Raw genomic sequence first — 16,517 nt, forward strand, 5'->3', positions numbered from 1 at the left:
GAACCATGAGCGACAAGACCGACGCGCCCGATGGGGCGCCCAAGAAGAAAAAGGGCAAGCTGGGCAAGCTGCTGGTGATCGGCGTCGGACTGATCGCGCTGGTCGGCGGCGGTGTCGGCGCCGGGCTGTATGCGGCGTCGAGCGGAATGATCGGCGGCGGCCACGCGGCAGAGGCCGAAGGCGAGAAGATCGACGCGCCGCGCCTGATCCCCAAATCAGAACAGAAGCGCGTCTCGGCCGCCGGCGGTGAAGGCGGCGAGGGCGAAGGCGCGGCAAAGGGCGGATCGCCCACCCCGATGGGCAAGGGCGGCGACAAATACGCCTCCAACTACTTCACGATGGAGAAGGAGTTCACGTCCAACCTGAAGGAGAGCGTGCATTTCATCCAGGTCGGCATCGCTGTCTCGACCCCTTACGACGACCGCGTCATCGGCAACCTGAAGACGCACGAGATCGCGGTGCGATCAGCGATCCTGATGACGCTGGGCGATACCGACGAGGACGCCGTCTTCACCCCCGACGGCAAGGAGCAACTCCAGAAGAAACTGGCCTCCGCGATCAACGCGACCCTGAAGCAGAAGGAGGGTTTCGGCGGGATCGGTAACGTTTACTTTACCAATTTCGTTGTTCAGTGACGCCATGGTTAACGCCGCGGCAACCACGAACGACGAACGCAGGGTGAAGGATCGCCCGGCGGCGGAGCATGCGCCGTCGTTGGGCGTCGCCAACCTCAACCCGTTCGGCGACCTGCACACGCTGCAGCATCTGTCGGCGCGACTGGCGCGCAGCTTCCGCGGCGTGTTCGAACCCGTCCTGCGCCGCAACCTGCGCACCTGGGCCGAGCCGCTGGTCGTCCAGCGTTTCGCCGATTATTCGGCCGAGCGTGACGGGCGGCTGACGGCCTGGCTGCCGATGGCGATGACTCCGGGTGACTGCCGCGCGCTCGCGGTGTTCGACGGCGGTTTCGTGATCGAGACGCTCGACCTGTTCTTCGGCGGTTTCGGCGAACGCCCCAAGACGCTGCCCACCGAATTCTCCCCCGCGGCCGAAGCGATGATCGTCCGGCTGGGTCAGATGATCGCCGGCCCGCTCGGCAACGCCTGGGAACCGCTCGCACGGGTCGCCTTCGCGCCGGCCGGTCCGGAGGCCTCGCCCGCAATGCTCCAGGGCATCGACGGCGACGATGCGATGATCGTCACCCGTTTCGGCATCGCCGCGAGCGAGGACGCTCCCGCCTTCATCGACCTGGTCTATCCGGTCGCCGCGCTGAAGCCGTTCGCGCCGACGCTGACCGGCAAGGTGCTCGGCCGCTCCGCCGCGCCCGAGCCGAAGTGGCGCGCCGGGCTGACCCGCGCCGCGATGAACGTGAAGTTCCCGGTCCGCTCGGTGCTCGCCGAACCGACCATTCCGCTTGCGCAGCTGATGGACATGAAGGTCGGCGACGTCATCCCCGTCAGCTTCGGCGCCGACGTGCCCGTGATGGTCGGCAACGACCGGCTCGGCACCGGCACCGTCGGCACCTCCAACGGCAAGGCCGCGATCCGCATCACATCCCTGCACCGTCTCGACGAAGAGGAAGACCAATGAACGACATGACCGGCGGATTCCCGGTCGACGCATCGGTGGCCGCCAATTTTCGGCTGCTGCAGGATGTCGACGTCAAGCTGACCGTCGAGATCGGATCGACCCAGCTTTCCCTGCGCGAGCTGCTCGCGCTGGGCGAGGCGAGCGTCATCGAACTCGACCGCCACGCCAACGAACTGCTCGACGTGTTCGTCAACGGCACGCTGATCGGGCGTGGCGAGGTCGTGACCGTGGGCGACCGCTTCGGCGTGCGCATGACCGAACTGGTCAGCCCCGACAAGCGCGGGAGCCGCTGACCGCCATGATGTGGTCCTATGTCCTCAAGCTGGTGATCCTGCTGCCGCTCTTGTGCGGCCTGCTGATCGGCTGCCTGTACCTGTGGCGCAAGCTGGAGGCGCGGATGCCGGGCAACACCGGCGAGCGGCTGCTGAAGGTGCGCGAGACGATGATGATCTCGCCCGGCACCCGCCTGGCGGTGCTCGATTTCGAGGGGCGCCGCCTGCTCGTGTCGGTCGGCCGCGGCGGCGTGACCCTGATCGACAAGTCCGACAGTCGCGTCCTTCCGGGTAGCTGACATGACCCTGTCCCAAGTTCTGCTGCCGTCGATGGCGAGCGGTTCGGGCCGCACCCTGCGCGGCCTGCTGATCGTGTTCGCGGTGATGACCGCGTTTCTGGTCGCCTTCCCGGCCTTTGCCCAGGCGGCACCCGCCGCTCCGATCCCGCCAGCAGCGCCCGGTGTCGGCGACGCGATGGACCGCGCGCTGAGCCAGTTGGGCGGCGGCGAGGCGCCGCTCAGCCTGTCGTTGCAGGTCCTCATCATCATGGGCCTGCTCACGGTCCTGCCGGGCATCCTGCTGATGATGACCAGCTTCACGCGCATCGTCATCGTGCTGGCGATCCTGCGTCAGGCGCTCGGCCTGCAGAATTCGCCCCCCAACCAGGTCATCATCGGCCTGTCGCTGTTCCTGTCGCTGTTCGTGATGGCTCCGGTCGTCAACCAGGTGAACGAGAATGGCCTGAAGCCCTATGCCGCGGGCACCATCACATCGACCCAGCTGATCGAGCGGGGGGGCGACGCCTTCCACGCGTTCATGCTGAAGCAGACGCGCGTGAAGGACGTGACGATGTTCGCCGATCTGGCGAAGTCCGGCCCCTATGCGAACCCTAAGGACGTGCCGTTCGCGGTCCTGCTGCCCGCCTTCGTCACGTCCGAACTGAAGACCGCGTTCCAGATCGGCTTCCTGATCTTCCTGCCCTTCATCATCATCGACCTCGTAGTCGCGACCGTCCTCATGTCGCTCGGAATGATGATGCTGTCTCCACAGATCATCTCGCTGCCGTTCAAGCTCCTGTTGTTCGTCCTCGTCGACGGCTGGGCGCTGACGATGGGCAGCCTGGCCAACAGTTTCGTGAGTTAGCGGGCGTGGACGCCGATTATTTCCTGACCGTCGCGCGCCAGGCGATGTGGGTGATGGCGCTCGCCGCCGCGCCGATCCTGATCCCGGCACTGCTGTCGGGGCTCATACTGGGCATGATCCAGGCCGCGACCTCGATCAACGAACAGACCCTGTCGTTCGTCCCCAAGCTGATCGTCGTCGCGCTCAGCCTGGTGATCTTCGGCGCGATGATCCTGGGCCTGCTCAGCGACTTCACGGTCAGCATCTTCGAGCGCATTCCCGAACTGGTCCGCTAGCCGTGTTCGGCTTCGGCCTTGCCATAGAACCCCAGCTCTGGGCGTTGCTCTTCACGATGCTGCGCGTCGGCGCTGCGTTCGTGGCGGCGCCGGTATTCGGCGCGGTCGCCGTGCCGCTGCCGGTGCGCATCAGCCTGGCCGGGGCGATCTCCGTGCTGGCACTCAACACCGGCACCATCACGCCGCCGACCGAGGTTTTCGCGCTCGCCACCTTCGTCGCGGTGATCGCGGAGGTGCTGGTCGGCGTCGCGCTCGGCCTCGTCCTCCAGGTCGCCTTCGCCGCGCCGTTCGTCGCGGGCGAGCTGATCGGCACGTCGATGGGCATCGGCTTCGCCCAGGCGGTCGATCCGCTCAACGGCCGTTCGACCCCCGCGCTCGGCCAGTTCCTGTCGATCCTGCTGACGCTGCTGTTCCTGTCGGTCGATGGGCACCTCGTGCTCGTCGAGCTGATCGTGAAGAGCTATGAGGCGCTGCCGCCCGGCCAGGCCTGGCTGTCGCCCGAACGGTTGCGCGGCATCGCCTTCTTCGGCGGCTACGCGATGCTCGCCGGCCTGCTGCTGGCGCTGCCGGTCGGCTTCCTGCTGCTCTGCCTCAACCTCGTCGTCGGCATGCTCTCGCGCTCGGCGCCCGCGCTCAACCTGTTCGCGGTCGGCCTGCCCGCCAGCCTGCTGGTCGGCGTCGTCGCGCTGTTCCTCGCGATGCCAGCGATGGGCGACTACATGCTGGTCATCGTCCATGAGGCGATCGAGATGACCGGCAAGCTGGTTCTGGCCCAGCCCTGATGGCGGAGTTCGGCGAAAAGACCGAAGCCCCGACACCCAAGCGCCGGCAGAAGGCGCTTGACGAGGGACAGCTGCTCAAGAGCCGCGAGTTCGCCTCGGCATTGGGCGTGCTGGTCGGCTGCGGCTGGCTGGCGATGTTCGGATCGGGCCTGCTCGGCGCGTGCAAGGAACTGATGGCGGCGGGCTTCAGCTTCGGCCGCGCCGAGGTTGAGCATTTCGAGCCGTTCCGCCCGATCGCGGAGGCCGGGTGGAAGCTCGCGCCGTCGCTGACGGTGCTGTTCGCCATCTCGGTCGGTGCCGCGATCCTCAGCCAGGCCGGCCTCGGCGCGCTGCGCTTCAATCCCAAGCTGTGGCAGCCCAAGGCGTCGAAGCTCAATCCGGCGTCGGGCCTGAAGCGCATCTTCGGCGCGAATGGCTGGATCGAGCTCGGCAAGTCCTTGCTCAAGGTCGTGCTGCTCGGGTCGATCGGCGGCTATATGCTGTGGTCGATGACCGAGGCTTCGGTCGGCCTCGTCACCGCCGACTTCCGGCAGGCGATCGAAAGCCTGGGGGGCACTTTCGTGACCCTGTTGTTCGCCATGGCGGGCGGCCTCGTCCTGATCGCGCTGCTCGACGTGCCGATCCAGGCGGTGCGCCTCATCAACCAGCTCAAGATGTCGAAGGACGAGATCAAGCAGGAGCACAAGGAGGCCGAGGGCAATCCCGAGAACAAGGCGCATCAGCGCCAGCGCCAGCGCGAGATACTGAAGGGCGGTTTCCGCAAGGCTGTGGCCGAGGCGCATGTCGTGCTGACCAACCCGACCCATTTCGCGGTCGCGTTGCGCTACGACCAGGGCCGCGATCAGGTGCCGGTGGTGGTCGCCAAGGGACGCGGCCAGACCGCGCTGGCGATCCGCGAGCTCGCCGCGGAGCTGGCCGTGCCGGTGCTCGAATATCCGCAGCTGGCGCGCGGCATCTACTACACCAGCCGCGACGGGCAGGAAATCCGCGACGACCTGTATCTGGCCGTTGCGACGGTGCTGGCCTTCGTGTTCGGCGTGAACCAGGCGGCCGGCGGTCTCCAGCCGTTCGTTACCGTGCCCGATACCGCGCACTTCGACGAAAATGGCGTGAAATCGTCCTAAAAATTCACCGCGTCCGGTCGATCTTAGGGGCGAAGGGAAACTGCGTTGGTCGATTCGATTACCAAGACGCTGGGCGCCGGATCGGGCATCGACATCGGCCAGCTGGTTACCAGCCTGGTCGATGCGCAATATTCGACCAAGGCCAAGCTGTTCGAGACACGCAACGAGACGCTGGCCACCCAGATCTCGACCGTCGCCAGCCTGAAGAGCGGGATCACCGGCTTCGCCTCGGCGCTCGCCAATCTCGTCAAGGGCGGCAGCCTGGCGACCCAGCCGACCAGCAGCAACACCGGCATCGTCAAGGCATCGACGCTGGCGGGCAGCCAGTTGACCAGCCTGTCGCACAGCGTCGAGGTACGCAGCCTCGCTAGCCCGCAGGTCGTCGCGTCGCCGACGCTGGCCGCCGCGACCGAGCTGGGCGCGGGCCAGATCAAGATCCAGTTCGGCAGCTATGACACCGGCGGCAGTTTCATCGCCGACGCGACCGACATCCCGGCGATCGACATCGACGCGGGCGCGGGATCGACGCTTTCCGCCATCGCGGCGAAAATCAACGCGACCGCCGATACCGGCGTGACCGCGTCGATCATCACCGACGGCGGTGGGCAGCGGCTGGTGCTGAAGGGCGCGAACGGCGCCGAACGCGCCTTTACCGTCACCGCGACCGGATCAAGCGACTTCGCCACCGCGCTCAACGTCGCGGCGAATGATGCCAAGATCGCCACCCACGCCACCGACGCGCGCGTCGCCGTCGACGGAGTGGAGGTGCGCCGCACCAGCAACAGCATCGACGACCTGATCCCCGGCGTCCGGCTCGACCTGCAGGCCGCCGCGATCGGCACCCGCGTCGCGCTGGGAACCGCGCCCGCCACCGACGCGCTGAAACAGGCGGTCAACGATGTCGTCGCCACCTTCAACGAGCTCTACAAGGAGCTGGCGGAGGCGACCAATCCGGTCAACGGCCCGCTGGCGCGCGATCCCGCCGCGCAGGAAATGAAGCGCCAGTTGCGCGCGATGACGTTGACCGACCTGACCGGCGCCACAGACGGCAGCCCGAAATCGCTGGCGGAAATCGGCGTCACCACCAACCGTGACGGCACGCTGTCGGTCGATTCTGGCCGGCTGACGAAGGCGCTGGCGACCTATCCGGCGGCGGTCGAGACGATGTTCACCGATCGCGGCGTCGGCGCGAGCGGCCGGGGCCTGTCGGCCGCGCTCAACACCGTGTCGTCGAGCGTGACCAGCTTCAGTTTCGGTCTGGGCGCGTCCGAAATGCGTTATGGCAAGGCGAAGACCCGGCTGGTGGAAGATCAGGGCAAGCTGACGACCGCGCAGGACAAGGCAAGGACGCGGCTGACCCAGCAGTTCGCGTCGATGGATTCGCGCGTCGCCGCCTACAAGGCGACGCAGACCTTCCTGCAGAACCAGATCGACGCCTGGAACAAGAACTGATGGCCCGCTACGCAACCGCCCTGGCGGGCCCCGAGGCGACCTATCGCTCGATCGACCTCGCCGGGCGCACCGGCGGCGAGGATGCCGCGGGCCTTGTCTCTCTGCTCTATGCCGAGGCATCGCGCGCGCTCAAGTCCGCCGCCTGGGCGGCCGAACATGGCCGCTACGACGTGAAGAGCGAGCGCGTCACTCGTGCGATCGCGATCCTGTTCGCGCTGGAAAGCGGGCTCGATTTCAACGCCGGCGGCGAGATATCGCGCACCTTGTCGCGCGTCTATCAGGGCGCCCGGAGCGAGGTGGTCGATGCGAGCCTCGGCACCGATCCCGCGCCGTTCCTGACGGTCGCGGCGACGCTCGACGAGATCGCGGGCGCATGGGAGGCCGCACGCCGGGCGTGACCTTGCCGTGCGGGTCGGCTAGCCGGGTCGCGATGAGCCAGCCGCATATCGTCGCCCTGGGCGGCACCACCCGCCCCAATTCCTCCACCGGTCGCGCGCTCGCGATGGCGCTGGCGATCGCCGAAGGGGCGGGCGCGCGCACCACGCTGTTGACCGGCGATGCCATCGCGTTCCCCAATTTCGAACCCGGCTCGACCGGTGGCGACGCCAATGTCGGGGCGTTCCTGGCCGCGCTGCGTTCCGCGGACGGCATCATCATCGGTTCGCCGGGCTATCACGGCACCTTTTCCGGCATGGTCAAGAACGCGCTCGACCATGTCGAACTCATGTCGGGCGACGCACGCCCCTATTTCCACGGCATGCCGGTGGGCCATGTCGCGACGGCGGCCGGATGGCAGGCGGCGGTGGCGACGCTGATCGGCCTGCGCAGCATCACCCACGCGCTGCGCGGCTGGCCGACCCCGCTGGGCGTGGCGATCAACACGGCGGAAGGGCCCGACGCGATCGACCAGGCCGAGCCGCAGATGCGGGTGATGGTCGGCCAGATGCTGGAATTTCTGGGACGGTAGCGTTCGATCGCCGCGCTGCTAGGATCGCCCGATCATTCGGGGGGTCAGGCATGCGTGGATGGATGATCGGGATGGCGTTGGTGGCGGCTGCGCTGCCCGCCCAGGCACAACGCCGGCCGAACGTTGAGGAGTTGTCGCTCGCCGAACTGTCGGCGCAGATCGCGGATGGACGGATCACGTCGGAGGCCGCGACCCGCGCCTATCTCGCCCGCATCGCCGCGATGGACCGCAAGGGGCCGACGCTGCGCAGCGTCATCTCGATCAATTCCGATGCCATCGCGCAGGCAAGGGCGCTCGACGCCGAGCGACGGGCGGGGCGCACGCGCGGGCCGCTGCACGGCGTGCCGATCCTGGTGAAGGACAATATCGAGACCGCCGACCCGGTGCCGACCACCGCGGGCAGCCTCGCGCTCAAGGGCAATCTCACCCGTCGCGACGCACCCGTCGTCGCGCGGCTGCGCGCGGCCGGGGCGGTGATCCTGGGCAAGGCGAACCTCAGCGAATGGGCCAACATCCGGTCGAACCGGTCGATGAGCGGCTGGAGCGCGGTGGGCGGGCTGGTGCGCAATCCCTATGCGCTCGATCGCACGGCGTGCGGATCGTCCTCCGGCTCCGGCGCGGGCGTGGCGGCGAGCTTTGCTGCGGCGGCACTCGGCACCGAGACCGACGGATCGATCATCTGCCCGTCAGCGGTCAACGGGCTGGTTGGGCTGAAGCCCACGGTCGGTGCGGTCAGCCGCACCCATGTCGTGCCGATCAGCCACAGCCAGGACACGCCCGGCCCGATGGCGCGCAGCGTCCGCGACGCGGCGATTCTCTATTCGGCGATGATCGGCAGCGATCCCGCCGACGCCGCGACCACCGGGGCCGACGCCCACCGCCGCGACCATGCCGCCGGGCTTTCGACTGCCGGTCTGCAGGGCGTTCGCGTCGCGGTGCTGCGGCCCGACATGGCGCCAGACCTGAAGGTGCGGTTCGACGAAGCGCTGGCGGCGATGGCGCGCGCCGGGGCGGTACTGGTCGATGTCCAGCGCCCGCCGACGCCGGGGCTGGGCGAGGCCGAGCAGCTGATCCTCTATACGGAGCTGAAGGCCGATCTCGACGCCTATCTGGCGACCACCCCGCCCGCGGTGACGGCGCGGACGCTGGACCAGATCATCGCCTTCAACGATGCCAATGCGGCGGCCGAAATGCCCTATTTCGGGCAGGAGACTTTCCTGTCGGCGGCGAAGACGAAGGGGCTGGCCGATCCAGCCTATCTCGCCGCGCTGGAGAAGGGCCAGCGGATGGCGCGCGAGGCGATCGACACGATGCTGAAGGCCGCCGACGCTGCCATCCTGGTCGCGCCGTCGCTGGGCGCGGCATGGTTCGCCGATCCAGTCCACGGCGACCGATCGACCGGCCCGAGCGCCAGCCAGTTGCCCGCGGTCTCCGGCTGGCCGCACCTGACGGTGCCGATGGGTCTGGTCCGCTCGCTGCCGGTCGGCGTCAGCTTCATCGGCCGCGCGTGGAGCGAGCAGCAATTGTTCGCCGCGGGCTATGCCTATGAACAGGCCGCCCAGGCGCGCCGAGCGCCGCGCTATTTGCCGAGCGCCGATGCCGGACCGGGCATGGACGGCCATCGCTGAGCCGACTGGGGGTGCCGTTCAGGCAGGCGCTGCCGATCCGACCGGCCCGACGCCCGCCGGCTCACCACGCGAATAGGTGCCGGTCAGCAGGCCCGCCGCCAGCACCCGGCCGCGCATCGCCGCGACGATCTCGCCGCGAGTCGGGGTCTCGCCGGGTTCCTCGACCTCGGCCAGCGCGAAAAGCTGAAAGGCATAGCGGTGCTCGCCATGGCCGGTCGGCGGATCGGGCGGCAGCCAGCCTTCGCGCAGGAAGGAATTGCGCCCGACATCGCCGTGGGCGTCGCCCTCGCCGTCCGCGACGACTGCGCCCTCCGCAAGTTGCCCGTCGCGCCCCGGCAGGCCCCAGACGATCGCATGGACCAGCGGGGTGGGCGTCGGCGCGTCGGCATCCTCGACCAGCAGCGCGAGCGTCACCGCCTCCGCCGGCACGCCCGACCAGTACAGCGGCGGCGACGCGCCCGCGCCATCCGCCGTGAACCGTTCGGGCAGCCGCGCGCCATTCGCGAAGGCCGGGCTGCGCAGGTCGATCGCGGCGAAGCTGCCTAGCCCTTCCTGAGCGATCGCCAGCTTGTCGGTGCCGGCGCGCAGGCCGGACAGCGCCTTGCCGAGCCAGTGTGGGACGTGTTCGAGTATGACGCGCTCCGTCGGTCAGTAAGGATGGAACCAGTAGACGCCGTGACCGAGGTTCCGGTGCCGAAAAAGTTGGCCGGGCGAGGGCTGCGGCGACCGTGGCACATAATATCCCCAGCCACCGTCGAAAAACGCCGTCGTCACTATATCGATTCCGTCATCGTGCACGGAGATGAAATCGGGTTTGAGGGCGGCGATCACGGGCGGGAGTTGATAGGCTGGCTGGCTGGCGAGCCAGTCAGACCCAGGCCGACTCATGAGTTCATGCGCTTCTCCCGCGATTGCGCGCAGGGTGCTCGCGCTCTCGGACGGGGCTGGCCAGCATGACGGCAACAGCAGAAATACCGCCATCGCGATCAACGCCCGCCACGGCATCGCTACAGGTCCAGCTTCTCGTAATCTGCCGGCGGGCTGACGATTTCCATTCGCTCGGCGAGCAGCGGGCGGAAGCTGGGGCGGCTCTTCATGCCAACGTACCAGCGCTTGGCCTGTTCGTGGCTCTTCCAGTCGATCCCGCCGAGATAGTCGGCGACCGAGATTTGCGCCGCGGCGGCGAGATCGGCGAGGCTCATCGTCGCGCCGGCCAGCCAGGTGCGGTGATCGAGCAGGAAATCGATGTAGTCCAAGTGGCCGACCGCCGCGCGCATCGATTCGCGCAGCGCCGAAGCGTCGGGCGCCATGCGGTGGACGACGCGCTTCAGCATCCGTTCGTTGAGCAGGGGCGCCGTGATATCGCGATAGAATTGGGTGTCGAACCACGCCACCAGCCGGCGGATTTCCGCGCGGTTGGCGGCGGTGCCGTTGAGCATCGCCGCCTTGTCGACGGTCTCCTCGAAATATTCGCAGATCGCCATCGAATCGATCAGCGGCGCGCCCGGACGTTCGCTGTCGACCATCACCGGCGTCTGGCCGGCGGGGTTCATGTCCAGGAATTCGTCGCGCCGCGCCCATGGCGATTCGCGCACCGGTTCGTAACCGACGCCCTTTTCCGCCAGCAGCAGCCGGACCTTGCGCGAAAAGGGGCACAGGGGGAATTGATAGAGCTGCCACATGGATACGATCCATAGGCGAAAGTGGCGGGCGCCGGAAAGGGCTGTAAGAACGCGGCAATGCGCGACGCGGGCGATCACAGGGGCAGGACGGTCGCGCTGGTGCTCGGCGGGTTCGCGGCGGGGCTGGCGCTGCCCGATGTTGACCAGGTGCTGCCGTTCCTGGCGCACCGCAGCGCGCTGACCCATTCGCTGCTGCCCGCGCTGCTCCTGCTGCTCCATCCCGAACGCGGCCGAATCGCCTGCGGCGTGGCGCTGGGCATCGGCGTCCATCTGGCGGCCGACAGCTTTCCCAACGCGATGACGGGCTATGCAACGGTCAAGCTGCCGTTCGCGGGCAGCTTGGGGGCGTTATGGTCCTACGTCTGGCTGGGCGCCAACGCGCTCGCGGCGTTGTTGCTCGGCGGGATGATGGCGCTGCGCGCGCTGCCGCAGCCGTGGGGCAGGGCGATCCTGGCGGCGGTAGCGGCGGGATCCGTGCTCTACCTCGCCACGACCGATGGCGGCTGGCCGGTGCTGGCGATCATCGCCTCGCTGGGCGGCATCGGCTGGTATCGTCGGCGCGCTCAATAACCGTCGTAGTCGTCATAGTCGTCATAAGCGGGCGCGCGGCTCGTCAGCACGCCGGCGAGCGGGGCGACAGCGCCGCGCAGGCGGTCGGCGGTGCGGGCGAGTTCGCCCGACATCGCGACGGCGTCTCCCGCGACCATGCCGGCAGTCGCCACCGCGCGGCGCGTGTCGTCACGCAGGCGACGCTCGAAGTGCGGATCGTCGCGCCGCTTCACGTCGCGCAGCGTATCGCCCGGACGGATGTCGTCGCGCCGGCCTGTGTAGCGCGCGAGCGGGCCGACGCGGGTATCGAGGACGATGCCGGCGAGAGCGCCGACGGCAGCGGCGATCCCTTCCTGAACGACGGGGTCGTTCAGCCGGTCGGCAGCCTCCACCCCGGCGCGGCTCTGGGCAGCGGCGGGCAGCGCGACGACCGACAGGACGGCCGCGGCAAACGCGATACGCATGACAAGTTCCTCGAATCGTTCGAACAACGCCTGACCCATAACAGATAGCGTGCCAAAGCTGAACCTGCGCTGTCGATCGTCGCCCTTTCCCGCCCGCCCGCCTTGGGCTAGGCGCGGTGGGTGACGGAGACGATTTCCTGCGATGTCGCGATCGTCGGCGGCGGCCTTTCGGGCGGGCTGATCGCGCTGGCGCTCCGGGCGCGGCGGCCCGACGTGCGCGTGGCGATCGTCGATCGCGGCGCGGCGCTGGGCGGCAACCACATCTGGTCGTTCTTCGGCAGCGACGTTGCGCGCGTCGATCGCGACCTGGTGATCCCGATGATCGCCCATGTCTGGCAGGGCTATGACGTCGCATTTCCCGCGCGCCGCCGCACACTGCCCGCCAACTATTATTCGGTGACCAGCGAGAAGCTCGACGCCGCCGTGCGCGCCGCCTTGCCGCCCGAGCTTGTCCTGACCGAACGCAAGGTGCTGGGCGCGAGCGCCACCGCCGTCGTGCTGGCCGACGGCGAGCGGATCGAGGCGGGCGGCGTGATCGACTGCCGGGGCGCGGCCGACCTGTCGGCGTTCGATCTCGGCTGGCAGAAGTTCGTCGGACAGGAACTGCTACTCAAGCGCCCGCACGGCGTGGAGCGGCCGGTGGTGATGGACGCGACCGTGGACCAGATCGACGGCTATCGCTTCGTCTACACCCTGCCGTTCGCCGCCGACCGCATGTTCGTCGAGGACACCTATTACAGCGATACGCCCGACATTGATCGCAACATGCTCGCCGCACGGATCGGCACCTATGCCGCCGCCAAGGGGTGGAAGGTCAGGGCCGTCGAGCGCGAGGAGGCGGGCGCGCTGCCGGTCGTCATCGACGGCGATTTCGACCGTTATTGGGCGAGCGGGGGCAAGGGCGTGGCCAAGGCGGGGGTCCGCGCCGGGCTGTTCCACCCGACCACCGGCTATTCGCTGCCCGACGCGGTGCGCACCGCCAGCCTGATCGCGGGCGCGGGCGACCTGTCGGGCGCAGCGCTGGCGACGCTGACCCACGATCACGCGCGCGCGGCGTGGAAGGCGCGGGGGTTCTACCGGATGCTCGACGCGATGCTGTTCCGCGCCGCCGAGCCGGCGGAGCGATATCGCGTGCTTGAGCGCTTCTACGGCCTCGACGCGCGGTTGATCGCGCGTTTCTATGCCGGGCGATCGACCCTGACCGACAAGGCCCGCGTGCTTATGGGCCGCCCGCCGGTGCCGGTCGGCCGCGCGATCCGCGCGATCCGGGGCCGGCGATGACGATCCGCAGCGCGGTGATCGTCGGCGCGGGGTTCGGCGGCCTCGCGCTCGCCATCCGCCTGCAATCGGCGGGCGTCGCGACAACGGTGGTGGAGGCGCGCGACCGACCCGGCGGGCGGGCGTACGTCTGGGAGCGGGACGGCTTCACCTTCGACGCCGGCCCCACCGTCATCACCGCGCCCGACACGCTGAAGGAACTATGGGCGCTCAGCGGCCGCGACATGGCCGAGGACGTGACGCTGCTGCCGGTCAATCCCTTCTACCGGCTCAACTGGCCCGACGGCACCAGTTTCGACTATACCAACGACGACACGCTGCTCCGCGCCGAGATCGCCAAGCTCAACCCCGCCGACATCGCTGGCTATGCGAAGTTCCTCGACTATTCGGCCGGCGTGTACCGCGAGGGGTATGAAAAGCTTGGCCACGTGGCCTTCCTCGACTTCAAGTCGATGCTGTCGGCCGCGCCGAATCTGGCCAGATACCAGGCGTGGCGATCGGTCTATGCGATGGTGTCGCATTTCGTGAAGGACGAGAAGCTGCGCCAGGCGCTCAGCTTCCACACCCTGCTGGTCGGCGGCAATCCGATGACGACCAGCGCGATCTATGCGCTGATCCACAAGCTGGAGCGCGACGGCGGCGTGTGGTTCGCGCAAGGCGGCACCAACCGGCTGGTCGCCGGCATGGCGCGCCATTTCGAGCGGTTGGGCGGCACGTTGCGCCTGTCCGCCCCGGTCGCCTCGATCGACACGCTGGGCGACCGCGCGACGGGCGTCACGCTGGCCGGCGGCGAGCGGATCACGGCCGACGCGGTGGCATCGAACGGCGACCTGATCCACACCTATCGCACCCTGCTGGCGGGATCGCGATCAAGCCAGCGGACCGCGGTGAAGCTTGAACGCAAACGCTTCTCGCCCTCCCTTTTCCTCGTCCATTTCGGGATCAAGGGGACGTGGCCGGGGATCCCGCACCACATGATCCTGTTCGGACCGCGTTACAAAGGGCTGCTGAACGACATCTACGAGACGGGGATGCTGAGCGAGGATTTCTCGCTCTACCTCCACCACCCCACCGTCACCGATCCGACGCTCGCGCCGGAGGGGCATTCTACCTTCTACGCGCTGGCGCCGGTGCCGCACATGGGCAAGTTCGTCGGTGACTGGGACGCGCTGAAGCCGGTGATGGAGAAACGCATCCTCGACGAGGTCGGCCGCCGCCTGATCCCTGACATCCACGATCGTATCGTGACGAAGTTCAGCTACGCGCCCGCAGATTTCGCCCGCGACCTGGGCGCGCATCAGGGCAGCGCGTTCAGTCTTGAGCCGATCCTGACCCAGAGCGCCTATTTCCGCGCCCACAACCGCGACGATGCGATCCCCAACCTCTATTTCGTCGGCGCCGGCACGCATCCGGGGGCGGGCATTCCGGGCGTGGTGGGGAGTGCAAAGGCGACGGCGAAGCTGATGCTGGAGGGTTAAGGGCAGGCAGGAAAGGCCGCGAACAGCCTTCTTCTTTCCGCCCAATCACGGTACGGACAAACCCATGAAGCGCCTCGCCATCTACTGCGGTTCCGCAACGCCCACCGACCCCGTCTACATCGAGAATGCCCGCTATGTCGGTCGCACGCTGGCCGAGCGCGGGATCGGCGTCGTCTATGGCGGCGGGCGGCTGGGGCTGATGGGCGCGGTGGCCGATGCGGCGCTGGCGGCGGGCGGCGAGGTGATCGGGGTGATCCCCCAGGCGCTGGTCGATGCAGAGGTCGCGCATCGCGGCTGCACCGAACTGCACGTCGTCGGCACCATGCACCAGCGCAAGCAGGCGTTCACCGACCTGTCCGACGGCTTCATCACCCTGCCGGGCGGCACCGGCACGATGGACGAATTGTGGGAAGCGATGAGCTGGGCGCAGATCGGCTATCATGCCAAGCCAGTCGGGCTGCTCAACGTCGCGGGCTATTACGACGGGCTGATCGAATTCGTGCGGACGATGGGCGATGTCGGTTTCATGCGGGCGCAGCACCGCGACCTGCTGATCGTCGACCACGGCCTCGACGGGCTGCTCCAGCGGATGGCGGCGTTCACCCCGACGACGACGGTCGGCGCGATCGGCGCGAAGGATCTGTGACGGTCCGCGCCGCGCTGGTCGCCGCGGCGGGCACGACGATCGCGCACGGATCGAAAAGCTTCGCGGCGGCGAGCCGGCTGTTCGATCGGAGGACGCGCGAGCGGGCCTGGCTGCTCTACGCCTGGTGCCGCGCATGCGACGACATCGCCGACGGACAGGAGCTCGGCCATGGCCAGCAGCGCGTGGCCGATCCGCAGGCGCGGATCGCGCGGATTCGTGACTGGACCGCGATGGCGCTCGCCGGCAACGCGACAGGCGATCCGGCATTCGACGGGCTGGCGCTGGTCGTCGACGAAGCCGGCATCCCGCGTGCCTTCATCGAGGATCATATCGCCGGCTTCCAGCTCGATGCCGACGACTGGCGTCCGCGCAGCGAAGCCGATCTGCTGCGGTACTGCTACCACGTCGCCGGCGTCGTCGGCTGCATGATGGCGGTGGTGATGGGCGTGCCGCCCGGCGACGAGGCGACACTCGATCGCGCCTGCGACCTTGGCATCGCCTTCCAGCTCGCCAACATCGCCCGCGATATCGAGGAGGATGACCGTTCCGGCCGCTGTTACTTGCCCGAGGAATGGCTGGTCGAGATGGATTTCCCGCCCGGCCAGCACATGAAGCCGCCGTTCCGCCCGCGCCTGACCGTCCTCGCCCGCCGGCTGGCGGCGATGGCGGGAAGGTACGAGGCGAGCGCACGACACGGCACGCTCGCGCTGCCCTGGCGTTCGGCCTGGGCGGTGCTGGCGGCGGCCGACATCTATGGCGGTATCGCGCGCAAGGTCGCGGCGGCGGGTGACCATGCATGGGATCACCGCGTCACCACCAGCCGGGCGGAGAAGCTGGCGGCGATCGCCCGCGCCGCGCGACAGGCGACGGCGCGCGCGCGCCTCTATCCCCCGGCGCCGCCCGATCCGGCGCTGTGGAGCCGCCCGCGTTAACCTTTTGTTGACCGGGCGCGGGCACGATTCCCGGCATCATGAGCCTGTTGTCCGTCCGCCTCTCCCGCGCGCTCGATCGCGAACCGGTGCGGGTCACCGCGAAATCGCGTGCGGACCTGTTGCGCGCGCTGCTCGCCAGCCGCGCGGCCGGGTCGGCTGCCCGCGATCTCGCGCTTGACGATCCCCTGGCGCCGCCCACCGCTTGCCCGTGGCCGCTGGAACCCTCGTTGACGCGGCGTTAACCATCCCGGCCTAGCA

Annotated in this window: 22 protein-coding genes; 18 read left to right on the forward strand and 4 right to left on the reverse strand. The window is 68.5% G+C overall.

The genetic code is table 11. The features are described 5' to 3' along the window. Positions 1 to 5 precede the first annotated feature (5 nt). The 12 genes from VYI76_RS13935 (at position 6) to VYI76_RS13990 (ending at position 9,230) form a co-directional block, all read left to right on the forward strand. Positions 6 to 635: a flagellar basal body-associated FliL family protein gene (locus VYI76_RS13935; protein WP_326525398.1), complete on the forward strand. Its 630-nt coding sequence runs from the start codon at positions 6 to 8 to the stop codon at positions 633 to 635. A gap of 4 nt (positions 636 to 639) precedes the next feature. Continuing rightward, the gene (locus VYI76_RS13940; RefSeq protein ID WP_326525399.1) at positions 640 to 1,587 is read left to right on the forward strand and encodes a flagellar motor switch protein FliM; all 948 of its coding nucleotides are present in this window, start codon (positions 640 to 642) and stop codon (positions 1,585 to 1,587) included. After that, positions 1,584 to 1,880 carry a flagellar motor switch protein FliN gene (gene fliN / locus VYI76_RS13945; RefSeq protein ID WP_326525400.1) on the forward strand — a complete coding sequence of 99 codons (297 nt, stop codon included), beginning with the start codon at positions 1,584 to 1,586 and terminating at the stop codon, positions 1,878 to 1,880. Before VYI76_RS13940 ends, fliN begins: the two co-directional genes overlap by 4 nt. A 5-nt stretch (positions 1,881 to 1,885) precedes the next feature. Further along, positions 1,886 to 2,158 carry a flagellar biosynthetic protein FliO gene (locus VYI76_RS13950; RefSeq protein ID WP_326525401.1) on the forward strand — a complete coding sequence of 91 codons (273 nt, stop codon included), beginning with the start codon at positions 1,886 to 1,888 and terminating at the stop codon, positions 2,156 to 2,158. Between the two features lie 85 nt (positions 2,159 to 2,243). Next, positions 2,244 to 3,002, forward strand: a complete 759-nt coding sequence (gene fliP / locus VYI76_RS13955) for a flagellar type III secretion system pore protein FliP (RefSeq protein ID WP_443018978.1) — start codon at positions 2,244 to 2,246, stop codon at positions 3,000 to 3,002. Between the two features lie 5 nt (positions 3,003 to 3,007). Then, entirely contained in the window at positions 3,008 to 3,277 is a 270-nt protein-coding gene (gene fliQ / locus VYI76_RS13960; protein ID WP_326525402.1) for a flagellar biosynthesis protein FliQ, read from the forward strand. Positions 3,278 to 3,279: 2 nt separating this feature from the next. Then, a complete protein-coding gene (gene fliR, locus VYI76_RS13965; RefSeq protein WP_326525403.1) occupies positions 3,280 to 4,059 on the forward strand; it encodes a flagellar biosynthetic protein FliR in 780 nt (259 codons plus the stop codon). Then, positions 4,059 to 5,183, forward strand: a complete 1,125-nt coding sequence (locus tag VYI76_RS13970; protein ID WP_326525404.1) for an EscU/YscU/HrcU family type III secretion system export apparatus switch protein — start codon at positions 4,059 to 4,061, stop codon at positions 5,181 to 5,183. The genes fliR and VYI76_RS13970 overlap by 1 nt, the downstream gene beginning before the upstream one ends. Positions 5,184 to 5,228: 45 nt before the next feature. Next, positions 5,229 to 6,635, forward strand: coding sequence for a flagellar filament capping protein FliD (fliD, locus tag VYI76_RS13975; RefSeq protein ID WP_326525405.1), 1,407 nt, complete (start codon positions 5,229 to 5,231; stop codon positions 6,633 to 6,635). Continuing rightward, the gene (locus VYI76_RS13980; RefSeq protein WP_326525406.1) at positions 6,635 to 7,033 is read left to right on the forward strand and encodes a flagellar export chaperone FliS; all 399 of its coding nucleotides are present in this window, start codon (positions 6,635 to 6,637) and stop codon (positions 7,031 to 7,033) included. The genes fliD and VYI76_RS13980 overlap by 1 nt, the downstream gene beginning before the upstream one ends. Positions 7,034 to 7,065: 32 nt before the next feature. After that, positions 7,066 to 7,602, forward strand: coding sequence for an NADPH-dependent FMN reductase (locus VYI76_RS13985; RefSeq protein ID WP_326525407.1), 537 nt, complete (start codon positions 7,066 to 7,068; stop codon positions 7,600 to 7,602). Positions 7,603 to 7,652: 50 nt separating this feature from the next. After that, positions 7,653 to 9,230: an amidase gene (locus VYI76_RS13990; protein WP_326525408.1), complete on the forward strand. Its 1,578-nt coding sequence runs from the start codon at positions 7,653 to 7,655 to the stop codon at positions 9,228 to 9,230. Between the two features lie 18 nt (positions 9,231 to 9,248). On the opposite strand, the gene VYI76_RS13995 is transcribed toward VYI76_RS13990, so the two are convergent. The 3 genes from VYI76_RS13995 to VYI76_RS14005 are packed head-to-tail and all read right to left on the reverse strand — an operon-like array spanning position 9,249 to position 10,912. After that, positions 9,249 to 9,863, reverse strand: a complete 615-nt coding sequence (locus VYI76_RS13995) for a YbhB/YbcL family Raf kinase inhibitor-like protein (protein WP_326525730.1) — start codon at positions 9,861 to 9,863, stop codon at positions 9,249 to 9,251. Between the two features lie 15 nt (positions 9,864 to 9,878). Beyond that, positions 9,879 to 10,211, reverse strand: coding sequence for a hypothetical protein (locus VYI76_RS14000; RefSeq protein ID WP_326525409.1), 333 nt, complete (start codon positions 10,209 to 10,211; stop codon positions 9,879 to 9,881). 26 nt (positions 10,212 to 10,237) lie between these two features. After that, on the reverse strand, positions 10,238 to 10,912 hold the full coding sequence (locus tag VYI76_RS14005) for a glutathione S-transferase family protein (protein WP_326525410.1): 675 nt from the start codon (positions 10,910 to 10,912) through the stop codon (positions 10,238 to 10,240). 57 nt (positions 10,913 to 10,969) lie between these two features. Between VYI76_RS14005 and VYI76_RS14010 the strand changes: the two genes are divergently transcribed. After that, positions 10,970 to 11,482 (forward strand): hypothetical protein, encoded by a 513-nt coding sequence (locus VYI76_RS14010; RefSeq protein WP_326525411.1) that lies wholly within the window; start codon positions 10,970 to 10,972, stop codon positions 11,480 to 11,482. Here VYI76_RS14010 and VYI76_RS14015 read toward each other — a convergent pair. Then, the gene (locus tag VYI76_RS14015) at positions 11,476 to 11,925 is read right to left on the reverse strand and encodes a hypothetical protein (RefSeq protein ID WP_326525412.1); all 450 of its coding nucleotides are present in this window, start codon (positions 11,923 to 11,925) and stop codon (positions 11,476 to 11,478) included. The genes VYI76_RS14010 and VYI76_RS14015 overlap by 7 nt on opposite strands. 120 nt (positions 11,926 to 12,045) lie before the next feature. On the opposite strand from VYI76_RS14015, the gene crtY reads away from it, so the two are divergent. The 5 genes from crtY to VYI76_RS14040 all read left to right on the forward strand — a co-directional run bounded on the left by crtY (position 12,046) and on the right by VYI76_RS14040 (position 16,501). Then, positions 12,046 to 13,206: a lycopene beta-cyclase CrtY gene (gene crtY / locus VYI76_RS14020; RefSeq protein WP_326525413.1), complete on the forward strand. Its 1,161-nt coding sequence runs from the start codon at positions 12,046 to 12,048 to the stop codon at positions 13,204 to 13,206. Continuing rightward, positions 13,203 to 14,681, forward strand: coding sequence for a phytoene desaturase (locus tag VYI76_RS14025; protein WP_326525414.1), 1,479 nt, complete (start codon positions 13,203 to 13,205; stop codon positions 14,679 to 14,681). The genes crtY and VYI76_RS14025 overlap by 4 nt, the downstream gene beginning before the upstream one ends. A gap of 64 nt (positions 14,682 to 14,745) precedes the next feature. Continuing rightward, positions 14,746 to 15,327 (forward strand): TIGR00730 family Rossman fold protein, encoded by a 582-nt coding sequence (locus VYI76_RS14030; RefSeq protein WP_326525415.1) that lies wholly within the window; start codon positions 14,746 to 14,748, stop codon positions 15,325 to 15,327. After that, positions 15,324 to 16,259: a phytoene/squalene synthase family protein gene (locus VYI76_RS14035; RefSeq protein ID WP_443018969.1), complete on the forward strand. Its 936-nt coding sequence runs from the start codon at positions 15,324 to 15,326 to the stop codon at positions 16,257 to 16,259. The genes VYI76_RS14030 and VYI76_RS14035 overlap by 4 nt, the downstream gene beginning before the upstream one ends. Positions 16,260 to 16,297: 38 nt before the next feature. Further along, positions 16,298 to 16,501, forward strand: a complete 204-nt coding sequence (locus tag VYI76_RS14040) for a hypothetical protein (RefSeq protein ID WP_326525416.1) — start codon at positions 16,298 to 16,300, stop codon at positions 16,499 to 16,501. Positions 16,502 to 16,517: the final 16 nt, after the last annotated feature.

It is taken from the genome of Sphingomonas sp., assembly GCF_035910975.1.
Lineage (GTDB): Bacteria > Pseudomonadota > Alphaproteobacteria > Sphingomonadales > Sphingomonadaceae > Sphingomonas.